The organism is Iningainema tapete BLCC-T55, from assembly GCF_014698965.1.
GTDB lineage: Bacteria > Cyanobacteriota > Cyanobacteriia > Cyanobacteriales > Nostocaceae > Iningainema > Iningainema tapete.
Genome location: NZ_JACXAE010000025.1, coordinates 166,607 through 187,500, shown reverse-complemented (window position 1 = coordinate 187,500; position 20,894 = coordinate 166,607). Strand labels below are relative to the sequence as shown.

The 20,894-nt window shown below is 41.6% G+C and carries 21 protein-coding genes and 17 tRNA genes (1 of these 38 cut by a window edge); 10 read left to right on the top strand and 28 right to left on the bottom strand.

All coding sequences use genetic code 11. The features are described 5' to 3' along the window. Positions 1–178: the 5' end (the start) of a pyroglutamyl-peptidase I family protein gene (locus ICL16_RS05670; protein ID WP_190825886.1), read on the bottom strand. The gene continues 335 nt to the left of window position 1, outside the view; the window shows 178 of its 513 coding nt (coding positions 1–178); it begins with the start codon at positions 176–178; its stop codon lies beyond the left edge, outside the window. 58 nt (positions 179–236) lie between these two features. Here ICL16_RS05670 and hisH point away from each other — a divergent pair, with 58 nt between their 5' ends. Next, positions 237–872, top strand: a complete 636-nt coding sequence (gene hisH, locus ICL16_RS05665; protein WP_190825885.1) for an imidazole glycerol phosphate synthase subunit HisH — start codon at positions 237–239, stop codon at positions 870–872. Between the two features lie 94 nt (positions 873–966). Beyond that, on the top strand, positions 967–1,524 hold the full coding sequence (rsmD, locus tag ICL16_RS05660) for a 16S rRNA (guanine(966)-N(2))-methyltransferase RsmD (RefSeq protein WP_190825884.1): 558 nt from the start codon (positions 967–969) through the stop codon (positions 1,522–1,524). 63 nt (positions 1,525–1,587) lie between these two features. Here rsmD and petG read toward each other — a convergent pair whose 3' ends face one another. Next, positions 1,588–1,701, bottom strand: coding sequence for a cytochrome b6-f complex subunit V (petG, locus tag ICL16_RS05655; RefSeq protein WP_190825883.1), 114 nt, complete (start codon positions 1,699–1,701; stop codon positions 1,588–1,590). Positions 1,702–1,900: 199 nt separating this feature from the next. Further along, positions 1,901–2,083 carry a CsbD family protein gene (locus tag ICL16_RS05650; protein ID WP_190825882.1) on the bottom strand — a complete coding sequence of 61 codons (183 nt, stop codon included), beginning with the start codon at positions 2,081–2,083 and terminating at the stop codon, positions 1,901–1,903. Positions 2,084–2,221: 138 nt separating this feature from the next. Here ICL16_RS05650 and ICL16_RS05645 point away from each other — a divergent pair, with 138 nt between their 5' ends. After that, positions 2,222–3,115, top strand: coding sequence for a TIGR02587 family membrane protein (locus ICL16_RS05645; RefSeq protein WP_190825881.1), 894 nt, complete (start codon positions 2,222–2,224; stop codon positions 3,113–3,115). Beyond that, positions 3,112–3,528: a TIGR02588 family protein gene (locus ICL16_RS05640; RefSeq protein WP_190825880.1), complete on the top strand. Its 417-nt coding sequence runs from the start codon at positions 3,112–3,114 to the stop codon at positions 3,526–3,528. Before ICL16_RS05645 ends, ICL16_RS05640 begins: the two co-directional genes overlap by 4 nt. A 58-nt stretch (positions 3,529–3,586) precedes the next feature. Here the strand turns inward: ICL16_RS05640 and ICL16_RS05635 are convergent, their stop codons facing one another. The 22 genes from ICL16_RS05635 to ICL16_RS05530 form a co-directional block, all read right to left on the bottom strand. Further along, positions 3,587–4,126, bottom strand: coding sequence for a Dps family protein (locus ICL16_RS05635; protein WP_190825879.1), 540 nt, complete (start codon positions 4,124–4,126; stop codon positions 3,587–3,589). Positions 4,127–4,459: 333 nt separating this feature from the next. Next, positions 4,460–4,819 carry a hypothetical protein gene (locus ICL16_RS05630; RefSeq protein WP_190825878.1) on the bottom strand — a complete coding sequence of 120 codons (360 nt, stop codon included), beginning with the start codon at positions 4,817–4,819 and terminating at the stop codon, positions 4,460–4,462. Positions 4,820–5,282: 463 nt separating this feature from the next. Beyond that, positions 5,283–6,242 carry a GNAT family N-acetyltransferase gene (locus tag ICL16_RS05625; RefSeq protein ID WP_190825877.1) on the bottom strand — a complete coding sequence of 320 codons (960 nt, stop codon included), beginning with the start codon at positions 6,240–6,242 and terminating at the stop codon, positions 5,283–5,285. 77 nt (positions 6,243–6,319) lie between these two features. Beyond that, positions 6,320–6,392, bottom strand: a tRNA-Lys gene (locus ICL16_RS05620). 80 nt (positions 6,393–6,472) lie between these two features. Continuing rightward, positions 6,473–6,561 (bottom strand) — tRNA-OTHER (locus ICL16_RS05615). Between the two features lie 12 nt (positions 6,562–6,573). After that, positions 6,574–6,644 (bottom strand) — tRNA-Gly (locus ICL16_RS05610). 19 nt (positions 6,645–6,663) lie between these two features. Then, positions 6,664–6,740: transfer RNA gene (locus ICL16_RS05605), tRNA-Met, on the bottom strand. A gap of 10 nt (positions 6,741–6,750) precedes the next feature. Continuing rightward, a tRNA-Leu gene (locus ICL16_RS05600) sits at positions 6,751–6,825 on the bottom strand. Between the two features lie 3 nt (positions 6,826–6,828). Beyond that, positions 6,829–6,902 (bottom strand) — tRNA-Pro (locus ICL16_RS05595). Positions 6,903–6,906: 4 nt separating this feature from the next. Continuing rightward, positions 6,907–6,981 (bottom strand) — tRNA-Leu (locus ICL16_RS05590). A gap of 33 nt (positions 6,982–7,014) precedes the next feature. After that, a tRNA-Gln gene (locus tag ICL16_RS05585) sits at positions 7,015–7,091 on the bottom strand. Positions 7,092–7,096: 5 nt separating this feature from the next. Continuing rightward, a tRNA-Gln gene (locus ICL16_RS05580) sits at positions 7,097–7,173 on the bottom strand. Positions 7,174–7,178: 5 nt separating this feature from the next. After that, positions 7,179–7,251, bottom strand: a tRNA-Asn gene (locus ICL16_RS05575). A gap of 7 nt (positions 7,252–7,258) precedes the next feature. Further along, positions 7,259–7,333, bottom strand: a tRNA-Phe gene (locus ICL16_RS05570). 88 nt (positions 7,334–7,421) lie between these two features. Continuing rightward, positions 7,422–7,495 (bottom strand) — tRNA-Arg (locus tag ICL16_RS05565). A 4-nt stretch (positions 7,496–7,499) separates the two neighbouring features. Beyond that, a tRNA-Ser gene (locus ICL16_RS05560) sits at positions 7,500–7,589 on the bottom strand. 4 nt (positions 7,590–7,593) lie between these two features. Beyond that, positions 7,594–7,678 (bottom strand) — tRNA-Tyr (locus tag ICL16_RS05555). A 6-nt stretch (positions 7,679–7,684) separates the two neighbouring features. Next, positions 7,685–7,756: transfer RNA gene (locus ICL16_RS05550), tRNA-Glu, on the bottom strand. Between the two features lie 8 nt (positions 7,757–7,764). Continuing rightward, positions 7,765–7,836 (bottom strand) — tRNA-OTHER (locus ICL16_RS05545). Positions 7,837–8,445: 609 nt separating this feature from the next. Next, positions 8,446–8,835, bottom strand: a complete 390-nt coding sequence (locus ICL16_RS05540) for an alr0857 family protein (RefSeq protein ID WP_190825876.1) — start codon at positions 8,833–8,835, stop codon at positions 8,446–8,448. A 16-nt stretch (positions 8,836–8,851) separates the two neighbouring features. Continuing rightward, complete coding sequence (locus ICL16_RS05535) at positions 8,852–9,397, bottom strand: HNH endonuclease (RefSeq protein WP_190825875.1); 546 nt, start codon at positions 9,395–9,397, stop codon at positions 8,852–8,854. 79 nt (positions 9,398–9,476) lie between these two features. Then, entirely contained in the window at positions 9,477–9,710 is a 234-nt protein-coding gene (locus ICL16_RS05530; protein WP_202895425.1) for a hypothetical protein, read from the bottom strand. An 82-nt stretch (positions 9,711–9,792) separates the two neighbouring features. Between ICL16_RS05530 and ICL16_RS05525 the strand changes: the two genes are divergently transcribed. The 3 genes from ICL16_RS05525 to ICL16_RS05515 all read left to right on the top strand — a co-directional run bounded on the left by ICL16_RS05525 (position 9,793) and on the right by ICL16_RS05515 (position 13,495). Continuing rightward, positions 9,793–10,128: a ribbon-helix-helix domain-containing protein gene (locus tag ICL16_RS05525; protein WP_190825873.1), complete on the top strand. Its 336-nt coding sequence runs from the start codon at positions 9,793–9,795 to the stop codon at positions 10,126–10,128. A gap of 770 nt (positions 10,129–10,898) precedes the next feature. Further along, positions 10,899–12,929 carry a GAF domain-containing sensor histidine kinase gene (locus ICL16_RS05520; protein ID WP_190825872.1) on the top strand — a complete coding sequence of 677 codons (2,031 nt, stop codon included), beginning with the start codon at positions 10,899–10,901 and terminating at the stop codon, positions 12,927–12,929. 2 nt (positions 12,930–12,931) lie between these two features. Further along, positions 12,932–13,495 carry an SRPBCC family protein gene (locus ICL16_RS05515; protein WP_337906917.1) on the top strand — a complete coding sequence of 188 codons (564 nt, stop codon included), beginning with the start codon at positions 12,932–12,934 and terminating at the stop codon, positions 13,493–13,495. Positions 13,496–13,542: 47 nt separating this feature from the next. On the opposite strand, the gene ICL16_RS05510 is transcribed toward ICL16_RS05515, so the two are convergent. Next, positions 13,543–13,615: transfer RNA gene (locus ICL16_RS05510), tRNA-Glu, on the bottom strand. A gap of 291 nt (positions 13,616–13,906) precedes the next feature. On the opposite strand from ICL16_RS05510, the gene ICL16_RS05505 reads away from it, so the two are divergent. Continuing rightward, on the top strand, positions 13,907–15,841 hold the full coding sequence (locus ICL16_RS05505) for a cation:proton antiporter (protein ID WP_190825870.1): 1,935 nt from the start codon (positions 13,907–13,909) through the stop codon (positions 15,839–15,841). Here the strand turns inward: ICL16_RS05505 and ICL16_RS05500 are convergent. Next, complete coding sequence (locus tag ICL16_RS05500; protein ID WP_190825869.1) at positions 15,793–16,461, bottom strand: cytochrome b N-terminal domain-containing protein; 669 nt, start codon at positions 16,459–16,461, stop codon at positions 15,793–15,795. The genes ICL16_RS05505 and ICL16_RS05500 overlap by 49 nt on opposite strands. A gap of 737 nt (positions 16,462–17,198) precedes the next feature. Between ICL16_RS05500 and ICL16_RS05495 the strand changes: the two genes are divergently transcribed. Together ICL16_RS05495 and ICL16_RS05490 are read left to right on the top strand one after the other, a co-directional pair. Then, positions 17,199–19,079, top strand: coding sequence for a hypothetical protein (locus ICL16_RS05495; protein WP_190825868.1), 1,881 nt, complete (start codon positions 17,199–17,201; stop codon positions 19,077–19,079). 216 nt (positions 19,080–19,295) lie between these two features. Continuing rightward, the gene (locus ICL16_RS05490) at positions 19,296–19,529 is read left to right on the top strand and encodes a hypothetical protein (RefSeq protein WP_202895422.1); all 234 of its coding nucleotides are present in this window, start codon (positions 19,296–19,298) and stop codon (positions 19,527–19,529) included. Here the strand turns inward: ICL16_RS05490 and ICL16_RS05485 are convergent. Further along, a complete protein-coding gene (locus tag ICL16_RS05485) occupies positions 19,479–20,792 on the bottom strand; it encodes an HhoA/HhoB/HtrA family serine endopeptidase (RefSeq protein WP_190825867.1) in 1,314 nt (437 codons plus the stop codon). The genes ICL16_RS05490 and ICL16_RS05485 overlap by 51 nt on opposite strands. Positions 20,793–20,894: the final 102 nt, after the last annotated feature.

Below are 20,894 nucleotides of genomic sequence, written 5' to 3'. Positions count from 1 at the left end.
TTTTTTCAATGACTTGACTGCGGGCAAGTTCTACATCTACAGGTAACTGTCGGAGAAAATTTAAATCATGAGGTAAGTCCTTCAGTTTGGACACTTCCACTAATAAATCATCAGACGAATTAGATTTTTGCTCAGGCAACCAAATGTTAAAGGAAGTTAATAGCATTCTTTTCGTCATAAATAATATTATTTAAAATAGAAACACCCTCCATAATAAATTTACAGGGAGCAGGTTAATGGCGGTGATTGCAGTCGTAGACTACGAGATGGGAAATTTGCACTCAGTCTGCAAAGGCTTGGAAAAAGCTGGGGCAACGCCTAAGATTACTGATTCAGCAAGAGAATTAGCACGGGCAGATGCAATAGTTTTGCCAGGAGTGGGAGCGTTTGATCCTGCAGTACAACAAATACGTAAGCGTGGTTTAGAAGAACCACTAAAACATGCAGTTGCATCTGGGAAACCCTTCTTAGGCATCTGCTTGGGGTTACAAATTCTCTTTGAGTCAAGTGAAGAGGGTACTAAACCAGGGCTGGGAATTATTAAAGGAAAAGTCCGACGGTTCCGAAAAGAAAGAGGCATAAGCATTCCTCATATGGGTTGGAATCAACTCGAATTAACTCAGCCAAAAACTGTTTTGTGGGAACATTTACCACCCCAGCCTTGGGTATATTTTGTCCATTCCTACTATGTTGAGCCAGTTGAAGCCCATGTACGTGCGGCAACTGTTAGCCACGGTAGCCAAACTGTAACAGCTGCCATAGCTCACCAAAATCTTGTGGCAGTGCAGTTTCACCCAGAAAAATCCTCTAATATTGGACTGCAAATCCTTTCTAATTTTGTTTCTCAAGTGCGCGAACAAGTTGCTGCTTGAGAGATAATAGTCATTAGTACAGGTGTCCTTTGTCGTTTGTCCTTTGTCCTTTGTTACAAATGACCAATGACCAGTGACTAATGATTAATAGCTGATGAGTTTGAGAATTTACGGTAATCGACCATTAAAAACTTTACCAGGAAAAGAAACTAGACCCACCAGTGCGCGGGTAAGAGAAGCTATTTTTAATATTTGGCAGAACACAATCGTCGGTTGTCGCTGGTTGGATGTTTGTGCTGGCACTGGTTCAATGGGCGCAGAAGCTCTATGTAGAGGAGCCGACTTAGTAGTTGGGATTGAACAATCTAGTCGCGCTTGCGTAATTATCCAACAAAACTGGCAGCTGGTTGCTTCTGGCGAACAGAAATTTCAACTGCTACGGGGAAATGTCCTTCAGTGTTTACCAAAACTTAAAGGACAGCAATTCGATAAAATATACTTTGACCCACCTTATGCCAGTGGGTTATACCAACCTACCTTGGAAGCGATCGCTCACTATCAACTTTTAGATTCTACTGGTGAAATAGCTGTTGAACATAGTTCCCAAGAGTGGACACCTATTGATATTCCTTCTTGGGAAATTTGCCGCGAAAAACTTTACGGTAATACAGCCGTTACTTTCTACAAAACAGTGAATGAAGATAGAGAGTAGGGTAAACCAGAAGATTTCTTCACTATACCCTACACCCTAGCTTGACTCGCTTTGTGCCAGTCTTCACACACCGAGTTGATTGCCGCGCTTAAATTGCTTATAAGCAGCGTAAAACAGCCCACCCAAAGTTACGAAAATTAGACCTAGTACAATGCCATCGAGTAAAGGTTCAATCACTTCAAATCTCTCCTAATTCCAACTGGTTCAATAACAGCTAACCATTCCCAATCTTATCAAATAACGCCTGAATTCCGCGCTCAAATAGCGACTTTACCGTTAAATTAACTTAATTATGTTCAGAGATAACCTTTTCTACCAAATAAAAAACTTCACTGAAACAGCACAGTGAAGTAACAAATTTATTTATTCAAAAACGTTATTCAAAAACTTTCTTCACTTCATCCTTAACATTTTCAACAGTATGAATTACTTGAGCTTCAGCTTGCTTAGCTTGTCCTTCAGCTTTGTCGTCTGGGTTGCCAGTTAATTCTCCAACCAGTTCTTGAACTTTGCCTTCAATGTTCTTTGCTGTGGCTTCTACTCTTTTTTCTACACTCATATTTTTCTCTTTGCTTGAGCAATTGTTTATATTATTTGTTAATAAAATGTATCATTGTTTGCCTATTTATACCTCTATCGGTAGAGATATTTTGCTCTAAAATATAAACATATTAATATTTTCTAAAAATAAAAAAGAATGAACGTGGCAAGAAAGCGTAGGAAAAATATATGGGTAAGTGAGATAAATGACATCATACGGGGTACTTGTGGCGGTTTTTTATTTGGTATCCCGTTGCTTTACACTATGGAAGTATGGTGGATTGGATCGCTAGTAAAACCAGCAATGATCATGTTGGCGATGGCACTAACGTTCATCGTAGTTTTCTTACTCAACCGCACAGAAGGCTTTCGCCGCCACAAACGTGACTATCCATATTATAAAGTAGCAATAGATTCTGTAGAAGCAATGGCAATAGGACTAACTTGTTCTGCCTTTATATTGCTACTATTAAGAGAAATCATACCAGAAACTTCGCTCTTAGAAATTTTGGGCAAAATAGTCTTTGAAGGAGTTCCATTCACTTTAGGTGTAGCATTAGCTAACCAATTTTTGGGAGATACTCGCAACGCTGATAACTCAGAAGGACGAACTGGCGCACCCAACAATAAATACGAAAAAAAAACAGATGGAATACATGCAACTTTTGCTGATATAGGCGCAACTTTGATTGGTGCAACTGTAATTGCATTTAACATCGCACCTACCGACGAGATTCCGATGTTAGTTGGGGCTATATCACCACCCTGGCTTTTGGCAATGATTGCCACATCGTTGTTAATTTCCTATGGAATTGTGTTCCAAGCAGGCTTTTCCAACCAGCAAAAGCGTAGACAGCAACAAGGAATTTTTCAAAAACCATCAAGTGAAACCATATTTTCCTACCTGATTTCGCTATTAGCAGCAGCTTTTATGATGTGGTTTTTTCAAAAGCTGACATTTAGCGATCCTTGGACAATATGGTTAAAACATACGTTAGTGCTTGGTTTACCAGCAACAATCGGCGGCGCAGCTGGAAGGTTAGCAATATGAGTTCAAACATTAACATAAGTAGTGAAGAAAAGCAACCAAAAAGAACACTAGCAGAATGGGTAACATTTAGCATTGCATCTATTATACTCGCAGTAGTAGTGGGCTTAGTTGGTTACATCTGGTTAAACGACAAAAATCAACCCCCCATTCTTTCTGTTAGTAATCAACAAACTATTCGGGAAGTTAACGGACAATATTATATACCCTTTGAAATAGTTAATATTGGCGGAGAAACAGCAGAAGCAGTACAGATTTTAGCTGAATTATCTATAGAGGGCGAAATTGCAGAAACAGGGGAACAAGCGGTTGACTTTTTATCCAGTGGAGAAAAGGAACAAGGAGCATTTATCTTTACTCAAGATCCTCGCAAAGGGAAGTTAAAGATCCGAGTTGCTAGTTATAAATTACCATAAACAAAAAATCCGCATAGAGCGGACTTTTTGTTCATACCTTAGACAGATTAAAGTGTCGTTACACAGCTACAGGGGTTTTAATTGCCTGGTTTTGCTGAGATCCGTCTGGTTCTAGTGCTTGTCCTTCAATGAAAGAACGTAGCATCCAAGCCATTTCCTCATGTCCTTCCATTAGTCCAGTAAGGAAGTCAGCGGTTCCTTCATCATGGAAATTATCACTACACTGATCCACATGCTCACGCAAGTTGCGAATGATTTGCTCATGATCATCTACTAAGCGAGAAACCATTCCACTAGCAGTGGGGACGTTACCAGCTTCCTCTTTTAGAGAAGCAGCCTTGAGAAATCCTTCCATTGTACCAACTGGATAACCACCTAATTGGCGAACCCGCTCAGCTAAAGAGTCGATTGTTTGAGTTAGTATTGTGTACTGATCTTCCCAAAGCAAGTGAAGACTGCGGAACTGAGGTCCAACAACATCCCAGTGGAACTTTTTAGTTTTCACCAACACCAAATAAGCATCTGCCAAATCTTGATTCAACAGGTTAATTACTCCTTGGCGCTGTTCTTCTGACAAACCAATGTTTAGCCTACGCATTGTTTCTTTTTCCTATGCTATCTTCTTCATCTAAGTTCACAAATTCCTACTGCATTCAACATCAACCTAAGGAATGATTATGAATCTTCCATTAATTCACCTAAAGATGAAAGTTATTTTCGGCTGAATTATTTACTAATAAATAATTAAAATATAGTTATGGTTTATTGAATGATTTAAGTAAACGCTGTAGGAAACACATATACTAAGCAATAAACATCTTGAAAGCCATAGACTCTCAAGATGTCTGAAATAAAGGTGTAACAAAATTTAACTTTTTATGTTAAATTCATTAAAAAAATACACCTTGATGTTACAATTATGTAAAGTTACTTAATCGTTACCTGTTACCTTGTCCAGAAAACCTTTGATTTCATCTTCTACAGAGGTAGAACCTTGAGTATTTTCCGGGCGCTTCTGCTTGTCAATGTCAGCATCTCCCTGGATTTCGTTCAGCCCCTTGTTAGATTCCTTTTGAACCTTTTCCAGTGTTGGAGGTGGTTCTTTAGATATTTCATCGGTCTTCTTCTGCGTTTCTAGTAGCTGTGTGGTACTTTCATCGGGATTAGATTTAGGGCTACCAATCGCAGATGCAGGCAATGTGTTAGACAAAAGCAGTACGGTACAAGCAAAAGCAACTATTACAAAGCGTACTACACGTAATCTAGATAAACCAGAACCAATATTCTTCATTTAAAACCCTCCAAACACTAAGCAATTCAAAAAATCACCCCAGGTTTTATCCCTTTTACAAAGTAGCATATCAATTACTACCTGTGATCAAAGGTGAATGCCTAAAAGCTTACCACAGGTGTTATGGCTGAAAAAAGCCTAGTTTTGTGTGTTAACGAAGCAATCTTACCTTTGGTTTAAAACAGAGGTACTTTTAGTTTAAAAAATTTATTATTCCTTGCTTGATTGCTGTTCACGTTTAGCTTTATCATTTAATATTCAGCCTAAATTCCTTTTTACTTGGAAAATAGCAGAGGATAAATCAATCCAGAGGCGGAACTGTATCTGATTTGTGCTTGGCTTGAAATCACTCTAAAGATAGAGTAAATTAACTTGATTCATAGTGAGTAAAGTAATAATTCCTTAATGATTAAATTGCTTAATGGTTAATTGCCAATTTTGTTAGCAATGAACCACTAGCAAGCTAAACATCCTGAAAGTATGAAATATTCGTATAAAGCTTGTGGAAGCCAACTGATTGGTAAAGCGGCAAAGCACCGTTAGGATTATCGGCATCAACACCAAGTCTGGCTGTATCTATGCCCTCCGCTTGAAGACGACGCAAACCAGAAAGTAACATGGCTCGTCCTAGCCCCATACGGCGGAAGCCTCGCCGTGTACCAAGTATTCCTACCCAGCCTTCATTCCGCCCAGTACGGGCGTTATCTTCTAAGGAGATATGGCAGTGACAGTAGGCAGCGAATGTACCATCAAAAGCAGTAACAATTAAATCCAATTCTGGTCTATAAGTAGGTTCATTCAGCCAGTGTTGATGATTTTCTACTGTCAGAGGATGGTAATTCCAGTGGTCGATAAATGATTGGTTATGTAATTCTACCCAAGCTTGTGCATCTTGTTCGCCATTCATATGGCGCAAAGTGAACCCTTGGGGAAATTTAGGTTGTTCGATCGCAAGAGCAAGATTTCGCTCCATCGTGAAAAAGTAGCGCTCGCTCTGAAAACCATGATTTTCCAGAATGCGAATGCGATCGCTTCGGTAATCTCGCGCACCCGAACGTAACCTCACAGATACACCTCGTTCTTGCCTAACTTCGCGCATCCGCTCTTGGCTCCACTTGATGATTTCGGTTTCCAAACCACCACCACGGATGCTTGGGTGAACGTAGAAACTCAAATAACCATCAATCGTCTCGCTTGGCTCACTAATCCACAAATTTCCGAAACCTATGAGCTGATCATCGCTATCATGCCACAACCTTATGTCACGGGCTTGATCCATAGAGGGGGCGTTAAAATCAGTTCGGAGTTCGCTAATTGATACACCTTGGTCTAATTTATCAACTTCATCACAAAGGTTGATGAGGTTGGCGATCGCTTCCAAATCTGCTTCCCCTTGATAGGGGCGCATAGTTATAGTAGCCATAAATGTAAGATATTTTCTTTACTAAAAACTTCACAAACAACTAGAAAAATTTCGTAAATCTTTGTAATCCAAAAAAATGGGAATGACACGAATCGAACCTGCAACCTTGTGATTAAGAGTCACCTGCTCTGCCAATTGAGCTACATTCCCAAATCCACTGGGGAGGTACTGCCCCTCCTACAACTGCGTTATCGGCACAGCGCGTCGCTATTTCCGCCTCCGGTGGATGAAAGGAAGATGGAGGAATTGAACCCCTACAACATCGCTGCTGTACCACGGTTTTCAAGACCGCTTGCCGTCCATTCAGCGGCATCTTCCTTAAGGGTAAAAGAGCGAATGACGAGATTTGAACTCGTACCAAAAGGTTGGAAGCCTCACATGCTGCCGTTACACCACATTCGCATTTACTGCCTGCATAATTTGGTAACGGGGGCAGGAGTTGCACCTGCTGATTTGAGGCTTATGAGACCTCCAAGCCACTCTTACTTCATCCCCGCGTATTTACCAATACCCCTGACTGGATTTGAACCAGTATCATCCAAGGTCTAAGCTTGACGCCTCTTTCCAGTTGGGCTACAGGGGCATATCGGGGTGACAGGATTTGAACCTGTGACATTCTGCTCCCAAAGCAGACGCGCTACCAAGCTGCGCCACACCCCGTTGATGCTCCTGGTGGGATTTGAACCCACACTAAACCATGTTTAAGATGGTGACCTTCTTCCAGTTGGGCTACAGGAGCATAATTTAACTGCCCTGTTGAATCAGAGCAGAACTGGGGAGGCAGGAATTGAACCCGCGAGATTTCCTGAGTCAAAATCAGGTGGCTTTGCCAACGTCGCCTACTCCCCAATGATTGGATGCCGGAGTTGGGATCGAACCAACCTCTCCATGATTCAGATTCACGGCGACTTGCCCAATCGTCCATCCGGCAATGAATGGCTGCCCTGGTAGGGATCGAACCTACGACCATTCGCTTAACAGGCGATCGTTCCACGCTTGCTACAGGGCAACGACAGCCCCCCAGGTCGGAATTGAACCGACGACCTCCTATTTTTCAAATAGGCGCTAACTACCCACTGAGCTACCGGGGGATATAAAGAGGAAAGATGAGTTTTACCCAGTAGACTGGTCAATTCAACCTGAACCAGCTACTACAACATCTCTCCCATGTAAGGCGAGCGATCGCGGAAGGATTTGAACCTTCACTCTTCAGTTTCGTAGACTGAAATGTTATCCGGTTACACTACGCGATCAAGATGGAGAGGACAGGATTTGAACCTGCGACGAATTTTAACAACTCGCTTCCTCTTAGCAGGAGGACGCTTTTAGCCACTCAGCCACCTCTCCATAATGGGTTGGGAGGGATTTGAACCCCCGTGTGCATATAAGCTCTCAATTTACAGTCGAGTTCCTTCAGCCAGCTTGGATACCAACCCAAACAGTAGCTCCAACGGGACTCGAACCCGTATTTTCCGTTAGAAAGACGGAGGAATTAGCCATTATTCGATGGAGCCTTGTCAAGCGAGGGTGACGGGACTCGAACCCGCAACTTTTCCAAAAGACAGGAACGCTCTAGCCATTGAGCTACACCCCCATAAAATGGACGTCTTATTTAGTTTTCAAGGTTCAGAAAAATTACTTTTAACTTTTACAAATACCATCGACGCTCTAGGTAATAAACCTGTTGAATTTTATGAATGTATTCAGGGGTTTTTATCCTTGAGTGTTGATCGGATTGCGACTCTAAATTAGACTTTTTGAAAGTGAATATTTTGTTTCTCTCTGGAGGAGGGCGGTATTTATGTAAGTGAATGTACAACATGTTTATTTAGGTTTGAAAGTTTTGTCTTACGCTTGATTACTTTAATACTACAAAAATACTACAAAAAGTGTCAAGGGGTTTGGAAAAATTTTTTTGGGAAATTTGGTCAAGAATATATAGTAGTTATAAATGAAATGTGAAATTTTGGTGAAGACGGCTAATGACTAATAGCTAATGGTCAAAAAGCAATTAGCCCTTCGGGTTCGCTCCTATGCCGTGACAGTGGGAAACCCTCCTTCTCCCAAGGGGAGACGCTGCGCGAACAGCACTGGTCTGACAATTAACAATTAGCAATTAACAATTAACAATTAGCAACCAAAATAGAAGTTGTGAGGATGCACGGTTGTACATCCCCGATGAGAAAATTGTGAGTGTGCGTATTTATTCGATGACTAGGTCTGCGCTTTTATGAGCTTCAAGCCAAAGTTTGTGCAAGAAGAACTCAGTGCGATCGCTCATCGTAGTAACAAACACACCATCAGCTTCAGTTGAACCATCCGATAACCAAGAGCCTTGAAGAGTAACCTCCAAATACTCGGTATCGCAGACAGACAAAGCAATGATTTCTCTGTCATCGCGCTTGACAATCTGCTCAAGTACCTCTACTCCTGGTAAATCAACAGGAAGCAAAAAGGAAGCAGTACTAGATTCAACACATAAACGGTGACCAATTCGCAGTGCCAAAATCACTCGTTGCGCTACCCATTGTTCCAACGACTGAGCCAGACACTCTAAGTAAAAGCTAGTTTCGGTGTAAGTTAATTTCAGCATTCCTTATGCTCTCCTGTTATTCCAGGTTTGCTTGCACATCCGTCCAAAATTCCATAGCGCTGTCACGCCAAGCTTCGCTTATAGCAAAAGCAATTGCCGGGTGGACTGGTGCTTTAGGTAATGAGCGAAGTTGCATTCTTGCCTCTTGGGGTGTTTGATCGCCTTTAAAGGAGTTACACCTTTCACAAGCTGTAACTACGTTATCCCAAGTATGTAAACCGCCGCGTGAACGAGGAATCACATGATCCAGTGTCAGACGTTTGCCGCTACCGCAGTATTGACAACTGTGGTGATCTCGCCGTAAAACTTCGCGTCGATTCACTCTGGGAACTTTCCACATCCGCTCATAACCATTAATTTTCAAGCGAATGTGTTTTGGCACATAAAGCGCCAAGCTGGGTGAGTGAATGACAAGTCCGTTTTCTGCGACAAAGTCTAGCGGCTCAGCCTTATTTGTCAGCAAAAGTACAATTGCTCGCTTGATATTGACTCGACATAGTGGCAAGTAGCTTTGAGAAAATACCACTACGGATTGTTCTAAAACTTGCATTGCGATCGCCACAGCTTGACTCCTTAAATTAAAAACCCCCGTTTCTTAATTTGAAGCGGGGGTTGGAATTAGACCTTAATGTCTTCTAGTCCTATGTTGGTACGGCATTTCTCGACCTGTACCTCCCGCTTTTTTCTGGTTTCGATGCTGTAATCAGCACACCAATACTGGCATATATAAAATCATCTTGTCCCTCTGTGAGTTGCCGTTGATTTCGGCTACTGCCGCCCATAAATAAATACTCCACGTCCATAGCAGCTGATTTCCAACTAGCTGGGCAGTTGGCAGCACATAAGGAGGCGGAGATGGGGTAAACAGTTATCACAGAAAATTTCACCTATTGATCATTCCTTTAAACATACTACACTTGTATTACTATCCTGTCCATACTTTAAGGAGAAAAAATCATGCATACAATAGCTCGCACCCCAACCACCGACATGGAAGTCACCAGCATCCGTTTAGAGCGAGAACTCAAAGATAAACTTAAAGATCTCGCTGGCAATCAGGGATATCAAGCATTAATTAGAGATATTCTTTGGAATTATGTCCAGCAAAAATCAGGTGAGTGGAAACCGCGATTTTCCAAAGCTGATATTCGAGCAAGCATAGCCGCTACAGCTCAACAAGAAGAACGCTGTGTACTGACGGGTCAATTAATTCAACCCCAACAACCGATGTTGTTAGGACTAACGACGAATGGCGAGATGGTTCCTCTCACTGTCGAGAGTTTGGCTGGTTAAACTTTATTGGGTGTGGATGCAGCGCAGTTGCAAACGTTTGAGATCGCAACTGCGCTGCAGATCGGGATGCAAATTGACAATCTATAAGCTAATTAAATAAAAAGCTAATATTTAATATATTATTTAAATCTATATTATGTTTATAATTCTTTCCCCTACTCCCTCACTCACAAACTCCCCTACTCCCCCATACGTACCAACCCGAAAGTGAAACGGTATGAGGGGTATGACTACACTTGACAGATACAAATCTTAAGCATAAGAAAATGATTATACACGACAGGAGTAAGGCATCAAAACCATATATATTCCGTGTTCGCTTAAACGACCATTAAAGTTTAAGCGTCATATTATTTGACATTTATTCACTTTTATACATAAATTACTTACTTAAATAAGTAGTTTTATGTAACAAGTATTACTTAGGTGTGAGTTGACCCAGTGTTAACGCGGGTATGATTTACGGAGTTTTTGTCTTAAGTCTAGAGAAATTACGGTTTATGTATAGTTACAGACAGGATATTCTAGGTCAAAGTTAGTAGAGTTAAACAACCAAAAGCCAGAAGCTATGTAGATTCAGGCATTTTAATATACAGTTGTTATTTCTTTACGTAAATTGAAAATTTATTTATACCAAAACTTGGTCATCTGAAATTATTGGGGCTATAACAGGTGAGAGAAAGTATTGATCAAAGATTTGCGATTCATCAGGGTGCAGCAACTTTCATTAAGGGTGAGAAGTGACATACCAGGAGGTTGGGAAAAAAAGAATGGGATCAATATCCAAAAGTGTGCCAGGAGTGAAAAAGTATTCATTATCACGAACACTATGCCCAGATGAAGTAAATCGATTAAAACAATACCCGCACGGACGAGTAATGCAGGATCATGAAGAACCAGCCTACCAGTTGGTACAAAAAATTAACCAAGTCATCGCCAATCGTTCGACGCCTACTGTAATTTTGCAAGAAATTGCCCAATTGCTAGGAACTACCTTTGAAGTGGATTGTTGCTTGGTGACAGGCATGGATAATGCTCTTGAGGCAATTAGCGCTCATTGGTGCGCCCAAGAGTATTCAGGATTACTAAAACCAGACGAAATGTTCTCAGTAGAACATTTCGATTTATCAGTAGTTCCAAGCAGCTCTGAACTACTGACAATTGAGGAAATTTCCACGATTGAGAATAGCATTGCAGTACTGCGTCAATATGCGTCAGTACCAATAAAATCTGTGATGGCGTGTGTCACTAAATTTGCTGGAAACAATAACGGAGTGATTAGTCTCATTAAGTCCCAGCCTTATGATTGGAGTGAAAAAGAAAAAAAGCTGCTCAAAGCCGTGGAGTCATCTTGCGCGATCGCATTTTCCCAAGTCATGCAAGCGCAGTTAATCACCACTCAACAGCAGCATCTTCTCACTTGCAATCAGCATCAAAGCTTAATTAAGCAGTTGACGATCCTCAGTCGCAGCAACCTAGAAATTAACCAAATGCTTCAAGTAGCTATCGCCTCTTGTGCTGAAGCTCTACAGGTAGACCGTGGATTGCTCATACTGTTAAAGTACACTAACCCTCTGTTTAAAATTCAACAACAACAAATTCCTAATGCCAGAGCCATCATTGTAGGGCAATGGTTGAAGGAAGATTTTTACCTGAGTCAACAAGATGTGTTAGAGCAGTCTTTCTTGTTGAGCGAGTGTAGTTTGTGTCAGCGTCTGTTTAAAGACTCGATTCGACCAGTAATCGTCAATGATAGTGTAGACCAAGATCCTGCAACAGCAGCCTCAGTGTTTGCGCTTTCTGTGTTACCCGCAGTGTTATTGATGCCGTTGGAAAATCAAGGTAAAATTTTAGGGTTTTTGGTGTTACAGCAAGCAGAATATCGCAGTTGGACTACGGCGGAATTAAACATTGTGTCCATGGTTTCGGCGCAAATGAGCAATGCCATTATCCAAACACAAACACTGCGACAAGTACAAACTTTGGTAGATGAACGCACTTCTCAATTGCAGCGCAGCTTGGAAGTTCAGGCAAAACTGTATGAGAGAACGCGGCAATACGTTGAACAACTGCGAGAACTCAATCAACTCAAAGATGATTTTTTGAGTAATATGAGCGATCGCCTGCGTTACCCCTTGACAAATATGCGCATGGCACTACGTAACTTACGTCAGCCCGGAATAAATCCTGAGCGTCAGAATAGATATCTCAACATATTAGACGAGGAATGTAACAAAGAAATCAACTTAATTAATGACCTACTCACCCTCCAGAAGCTCGAAACTCAATCAGAACGTCCACAGTTTGCCACCATTGATTTAAATGAAAAAATAAAACTTTTAGCAGCATCTTTTGAGAAAAAACTGGCAGATAAAGGATTAAGAATTTCTTTAGATTTACCCCAGACATCTGAATTCATTCAAACTGAAGTAGAGAGTTTTGAGCGTATACTCCAAGAGTTGTTAACTAACACCTGTAAATACTCAGAACCTGATACTACAGTACAACTACAAGTTAAACACCAAAATGAACACATTCCTCAAGTTATGATTAAGGTGATTAACGTTGGACGTGGCATCTCTGAGGAAGAAGCAACTTACATCTTTGATAAGTTCCGTCGGGGCAAAGGAAGATGGACTCCTGGCACTGGCTTAGGACTTGCGTTAGTCAAATCTTTAGTACAGCATTTAAATGGGGCAATTACAGTTGAGAGCATTCCAATCGAAAACAAGAGCGAGAGTAACATCTGCTTCACCTTGACTTTGCCCCAATTTTCTGATGAAAGCAAAACACCCAATTGACAGTGACTGAAGAACAATACTTACAAGCACAAACAGATCTACCGCACACTGGTGACTCAGACACAGTTATACCAGTGCAAGTGCAAATTGAGAAAATAGCAGATCGACAACGCCAAATTACTGCTAAAATCCAAATTCCTCATCCAGTAGCTCAAGTGTGGAAAGTGCTAACAAATTATGAAGCCTTGCCAGAGTTTATCCCCAATTTGGCAAAAAGTCGTATGCTTGAGCATCCTACCGGGGGTATCCGCTTAGAACAAATTGGTTCTCAACGTTTACTCAACTTTAATTTTTGTGCGCGTGTAGTTCTCGATCTTGAGGAATATTTCCCTAAAGAAATCAATTTTCGGATGATTGAAGGCGATTTTAAAGCCTACTCAGGTAGCTGGTGTTTAGAACCTTATTTCTTGGGTGAGAATACGGGTACAGAGCTTTGTTACACTCTCAACGTTTGGGCTAAAATGACTATGCCGATCGCCATCATTGAGCGCCGTATGAGCAAGGATTTGCAATCAAATCTTCTTGCTATTTTTCACCGTGTTCACCAACTATCAGTTGAAGGTTAAATATCTAAAAGTTAAAAGAATACTCTTTTAACTTTTATGTTTTTTAGTACCCCCAGGGGAATTCGAATCCCCGTTACCTCCGTGAAAGGGAGGTGTCCTAGGCCTCTAGACGATGGGGGCCTGTGTTTCACACTCTTATTAATTTAAAGGGTTTTAATCAGATTGTCAACTGTTTGCCAAAATATTTTTGCGAGACTACAAATTGATGCGGTTAAACTGGTGAGCAGGCACTTTAGAGTAGAGACGCAATTGAGTGCGTCAAAACCAACCAAAATGCAGTATCATAAAAAACTAAGTATGACAAAAGCTCATCATATCGCCAGAAAAAAGGCACTTAAGTTGCATCTGGTAATGTTAATATCTACCATTCTCTACAAAAGATTTTGAAATAAATCGCTCAAAATCTACAACATGGAAGCATCTTTTGACATCACCTTACAGATGGTGACTACAGTATTAGCAGGCATTAGCGCCCAGGTATTGGCTGCATACCTTCGCGTACCTAGCATAGTTTTTTTACTACTATTTGGTATCCTACTGGGTTCTGATGTAATTGGGATATTGCATCCTCATATGCTAGGTGCTGGGCTGGAAGTGATTGTCGCTCTGGCAACAGCGATAATTTTGTTTGAAGGCGGACTAAATCTAGATTTACGAGAATTAGGTAGGGTTTCAGTTAGCTTGCAACTACTGGTCACCTTGGGAACTTTAATCACTTTACTCGGTGGTAGTATGGCAGCTCACTGGTTAGGTGAATTTCCCTGGCCCCTAGCTTTTCTCTACGCTTCTGTAGTAGTTGTCACAGGACCAACTGTGATCAGCCCCTTACTCAAGCAAATCAACGTGGATCGACAAGTGGCGACGCTATTGGAAGGAGAAGGCGTTCTCATCGATCCAGTAGGAGCTATCCTCGCCTTTGTTGTCCTAGACACAATTTTAAACGGCGACACTGACCCCATGAACGCGATCGTTGGTCTGCTCATGCGTCTGGGCATTGGTGGAGCAATTGGTGCTGGGGGCGGTTATGTGATGAGTTTGATTTTTAAACGAGCAAACTTCCTCTCCCTAGAGCTAAAAAATTTGGTAGTGCTAGCGGTGCTGTGGAGTATATTTACTCTGGCGCAGGCGATCCGCACTGAGTCAGGAATTATGACAACAGTAATCTCTGGCATGGTTTTTGCTAACTCTTCAGTACCAGAAGCACGTCTATTGCGACGTTTTAAAGGTCAATTGACGATCCTTAGTGTCTCTGTATTATTTATCTTGCTTGCCGCTGACCTTTCGATGAAGAGTGTCTTTGCTTTGGGTTGGGGTAGTTTATTTACAGTTTTGGTACTGATGTTCGGCGTTCGTCCGATTAATATCCTCTGCTGTACTTGGAATAGTAGTCTCAATTGGCGACAAAAACTATTTTTAAGCTGGGTTGCTCCTCGCGGTATTGTTTGTGCCTCTGTTGCTTCTTTATTTGCGATTTCACTGACACAGCACGGCATCAACGGTGGAGAAGCAATTAAAGCTTTAGTTTTCTTGACAATTATCATGACAGTTGTTTGTCAAGGACTAACTGCAGGCTGGGTTGCCAATTTGTTACAAATCACTTCACTAGATGCAACTGGGGCAGTAATTGTTGGTTGTAATCCTTTAAGTCTGTTAATTGCCCGTTTATTTCAAGAACGGGGAGAAAATGTGGTAATGATTGACACCGATCCGGAACATAGCGAACAAGCCCAAGCACAAAATCTCAAAGTAATTGCTAGCAGCGCATTGGATACGAATGTTTTGGAACAAGCCGGTCTTGCTTCAATGGGAACATTTTTGGCTATGACTAATAATGGTGAGGTGAATTTTGTTTTGGCTCAAAGAGCAGCAGAAGAGTTTCATCCACCTCGTGTCTTGGCTATTTTCCCGCGTGACGAAAAAGCGAATAACTCAGCTGAGAATAAAGTAAGTCAAGCTTTCTCTGCTGACTTTTCGATCAAGACTTGGAATGAGTATCTTAGTGATGGACGAGTGAAGTTGGGAACAACTACTCTGAATGAATCTGACTTTACTCGTCAACAGGATCATATACAAGCGTTAATTCAATCTGGTGAGTTAGTGCCTTTACTGGTAGAAAGAGAAGATCGTCTTCAGGTAATGCCCGCAAACCAAGAGTGGGAAGTTGGCGATCGCATTATCTACCTTCTGCACGACCCAAGAACGAGTCTTCTCAAACGCTTATCCGGTGGAACTCAGTCAACTCACTTATCTATAGAAAGGTTACCAGAAGTCGAAGAAGCTTCATTAGCAAAAGTGCCTCAACTTTCTACTGCTGATGCCCCAATATCTGGAATTAACTCACTTTGAGCATTTTGTTGTGGTTTTAACTGACTAACTTCTGTATGCATTTGTTTTTCTTGTCCTAGTACACCTACTAAATGCACTGCGGCGAGAATTATTGCCGCCACTGAGATAATGTAGCTGTGCAAGGTGTAAAGGTGTTGGACAGTTATTGTGCTAATACCTCCACCGCCAATCAAGATATCTCGTAACTGAGAACCAATCAAAGGTATAGCTTCGATGGTTCCTAGTTCGATACTAAAACGCCAGTATCCTTCTTGATCCCAACCCAGAATCATTGCCGTCCAAGCTAGTCCAATTGCACTGAGGGTAAACAAAATTCCCCCAATCCAAGCAGTTAACCAATTTTGGTTGAATTGTCTGCCTAAAAACATCACCACGATGTTAGCAACGGCGATCACAATCACCCCATGTCCGGCAATCTGATGGGCTTTGCGGAATAACCAGCCGTAGGAAACTTCTTTTGTAATCATCTCCAACGAACGAAAAGCTGCACCTGATGCTGGTTCATAGTAAAAAGACAACAAAATTCCCGTAGTCGCACCGATTAGGGTGAGCGTGATAATTACTACGGATAATATTGTCGTTATGCGCCGCAAAACCGTCTCGAATTGAGAGTTTTGCATAACTCTGGTTCTCCTTTGGTATGTATATTATTTACTTTTATTACATTTTAGCGAAGAAATATTAAGAAAGGGAAGCAATAATACTCGGATAAGCGAAAAGAACCCCGGTTTCTTGAAGAAACCGGGGTTCTGGCACATCGATGATTCACCTTTGCCCTAAAAAACATCCCACAGCTAGCCCAAAATTGTTCTCGTGGCAACACAAACGTAGAAGACTTTTGTGTAGAATCCAGTGGAGTAGCGATTATTAACAAAATCTTGAGCGGAACATGCGGAACAAGTTGAATTTTGAATGGTATAGGAGTCCTAAATAATCTAAATACAAGTCTTTCTTTTCTTGGCGTTCTTGGCGACTTGGCGGTTCATAACTCAAATAGAATTGCCATTGATGTCTGAGATTTACTTTACTGATTAATCAAGAAAAATTGCAGCAAATAACTGATACCTCAGTAATGAACAAGTTTAGTATTCTGAACCTAGAGTTGAAGATGTCACTTATATTAACGAAGAACATTGAAAATAAAGCATTTTTACTTATTATTTGCAGAAAAACCCTGGAAAAAGCAACATTTCGGTCAAAGAGAGCGTCCTAATTTAAAAAACTAACAAATTAAAAAACTTTTGTTCTTCCTGTATCAATATACTGCATAGGAAGCTATTATTCTTAGAGGGACGCATCTTTTATTATTTGTAAAAGATAAAATTGCCAATTAATTGCCGAGTGAACGAGAACCGCTATGTCTTACGTCTCCCTGCTGAAAAACATACCAGATTTCTTAAGCCAGCCAACTGGAATAGCAGCTATTGCCTCTGTAGGTATCCATGGAGCGATCGCGTTCTTCCTGCCGCTCATGCCAATGGAATCCTCCAAACCAAAACAACAATCCATAGCTCCAAAAACAGTTGGACTCCTAGAACTAAATCAATCACTTCAAAACCGACTACCACAACCAACACCCCAAATACCTGCAAAACTTCCAGTTCCCCCTCAACAACCCCAAATTTCTCTGCAACCCCAGGTACCGATGCCGAGCTTAAATGCTCAGATGGCGCCTGTACCGCCCCTGCCACCAGCGTTGTCCCAAGCGACACTCCCGCCCATACCCAAGTCACCAAGCAACTTATCAGTTGCCTCCTTACCCAAGGGACAATCTTTGCAAATTCTGCCGATTAAACCTTCTATAAGTACAACCAACCCAATTGCTTTGAGCAAACCAAAAACTGTTGGCACAATTCCTAGTATCAATAACAACCCAGTAAAATTGGCAGGTTCCAACTCATTATCACCTTACAAATTGTCTCCAATACAGAGAGAAGTAAAATTAGGAGCATCAAAGCCGCTGCCACCTTCTAATCTACCTGAATTGGAAGCAGCTAAAATGCCAACGGATTTGCCTAACACTCCATCTCCTATGCCAATTGCTGCGGCTCCCCCATCTGATGTGGGAACGAATGCAACAAATAATGACACAACAGTTATTCCTCCTCAAAACCAACAACTAGTAGCTCCAGTTGGGGAAACTCCACAAGCAGGAGATACTTTAGCGCTAGCAGAAGCAGGCATCACACCATCACAGGGATCATCATCAGTTACACCTGAATTGCCATCAACCGCAACACAACAGGTAGTAGCAAAAAATACTACCTTCGGCGAACGTTACAATGAAGTTAAGCGTCAATACCCCAACATCGAAACTAAACTACCCATTTCTGAAACTGTTAATTCTAAAGTAGGACAGCCAGGAAACGTTCAAGGTAGTTTGATCGTAGATAGTGAAGGAAAAGTTGAATCAATCGACTTTTTAAATAACAGTGTCTCTTCCGATCAAAAAGCAGCAGCAAGAGAATACTTCCGAGAATATTTCCAAAAAAATCCCGTCCAAGCAACAGGTAAACCCAAGTATTATCCATTTAGCTTATCTTTTAGGTCAAATAACACGGATACTCCTGTTGTGATTCAACCTTCTGGTTCATCTCGTACAGAAAAGACTCCCCGCCGCTCTAATACTTCACAACGTAGCATTGTGATTCCGCGCTTACCTTCAACTCCAGTTAATCCACAAGAATTGGAAGCAGCGCCAACAAATCTCACAGAGAAGTTGCGCACATCATCACGTAACATAACACCAACATCGGTACAGCAAACTGCAAATCGTTCCAGCGTGGAACCAATTAGCAAACCCTCAACTCAGTTGCGGGTGCGTCGAGAATTGCAACCCACACCCCAAGTAGAAACAAGCAGCAAACCTTCAACTCAGTTGCAGGTACGCCCAACTGATCCCACACCCCAAGTAGAAACAAGCAGCAAACCTTCAACTCAGTTGCGAGTACGTCGCTTGGAACCTACTCCCCAAGTAGAAACAATCAGCAAACCTTCAACTCAGTTACAGGTACGCCCAACTGATCCCACTCCCCAAGTAGAAGCTACTAACCAACCATTAGCTCAATTGCGTGAGCGGAAAAATCAATCGGCGGCAGCACTTCAACCAGAACAACCTACTGAAAAACCATCTTCAGAGTCTGAAGTTAATAGCAATCAACCTTCGTCTCCTTCTGGTAAGCAAAAACTATTAAGACAGTTACGCGAACTTCGGGAACAAAGACAAACAACTAATTAGTAAGTAGTCGTCAGTCGTCGAGACGCTCCGCCGGAGCGTCTGTACAGTAGTCGTCAGTCGTCGAGACGTTCCGCCGGAGCGTCTGTACAGAGTAAAAAATGTTAAAAAAGAATTAAGTAAATATACACATCTATCTGAAGGTGGAAGTGAATAAGTTACAAAATTTGTTTTACATGGAGACAAGTAGATAGGAAGAAAACAGGGAGTAAACAGCAAATGAATAGTCTAAAAACTGTCTCCAATGAAACAAAGTACAGTTTCATATCAAATGACAACTCTAACAAGCTACAACAACTGTTAGAGTGGTGTAAGATTATTCACGCTTGCTTGGATTCTCACCAAGTTGATGATGCTAAGTTTTTCTTGGAGCAGGCGATCACGCCCAGCAGAAAAATTCAGCTAGGAAGGCTGGCGATTTTTCTCAGGCAAAGCTTCTGGTTTGACAGATAACTTCACTGTTGAACCATCACGCTGTACTGTAATTTGCATATTTGTACCTACACCGCTTTTCTCAACCAACTGTTGCACAGCTTCAGCAGTAGTCACAGATTGATTGTTAATGGCTTGAATGACATCTCCAGGTCTGAGTCCCGCTCTTTGGGCTGGAGAACCGGAAACAACACGAACAATGAGAACACCTCTGTCTGCTTGCAAGCGAATGTTAGGATTGTTACTCAATCTTTGCCGAATTTCGGGTGTAAGGGGCAACATTTGCACTCCCAGGTAAGGGTGTTCTACTCTGCCCTTAGTAATTATTTGTTGAGCAATTCGCTGTGCTGCATCAATAGGGATGGCAAAGCCTATTCCTTGCGCACCACTAATAATAGCAGTGTTCACGCCAATTACTTGACCGCGTGCATTTAGTAGTGGTCCACCGGAGTTGCCTGGGTTAATTGCCGCATCAGTTTGAATCAAACCGACACGACTTTCGGAAACACCAAATTGGCTAATGGATCTATCTGTAGCACTAACAACTCCTACTGTTACCGTTTCTTGCAAACCTAAAGGATTACCAATGGCGATCGCCCACTGCCCTGGTTGCACTTGAGAGTTAGCTAGTTCCACCGTCGGCAGATTTTTGGCTGGAACTTGCACAACGGCAACATCGTTGATGGTATCTTCTCCTAACACTTTACCTTCAAGAGTGCGACCATTAGAGAAAGTAACTGTCACTACATCGGCGTTGTTAACAACGTGAGCATTTGTGATGATTTGACCGTTGTTATTAATGACAAAACCAGATCCCACACCCCTTGCCACTCGCTGTTGAGGGGAAGGCTCTCCAAAAAACCGTCTCCCAAACGAATCGCTATATATCTCTGGTGGCGCTTGGGTTCTCACAGTTCGCTCAGTATTGATTTGTACTACTGCTGATTCTACCTTGTTGACCACTGCAACTACAAAGTTGGTATCCTCAGCCGTTGGTGTCAGAGGGCGATCGCTCGTCTGTGCTACTTCTGTTTGCTGTTGAACTGCTTGCGAAGTACTTTCTAGCGATGGAACGTTTCTGGATAAATTTGTTGAGCATCCACTCAGAAATGCTATTCCTGTACCAATTAGTGGTAATAACAGGTAAGTTGCTGGCTTTTTACCTGTTACCTTCCTTACTACATGACTTTTTACCACTGCATCTATCTTGAGTATGAGCGGATGTTGTTTTAACTGAAAAAAATTAAAAATAGAAGAATGACTCTTGTTTCGGCTGGTTTTCATTTTAAATTTTAGTAAGATAACATCAGCTATGATGATGTATCTACATTGTAGTATTTATATTTTTCTTCCTGTTTGTCATCTACCAAAAGAAAGTAAGTTACA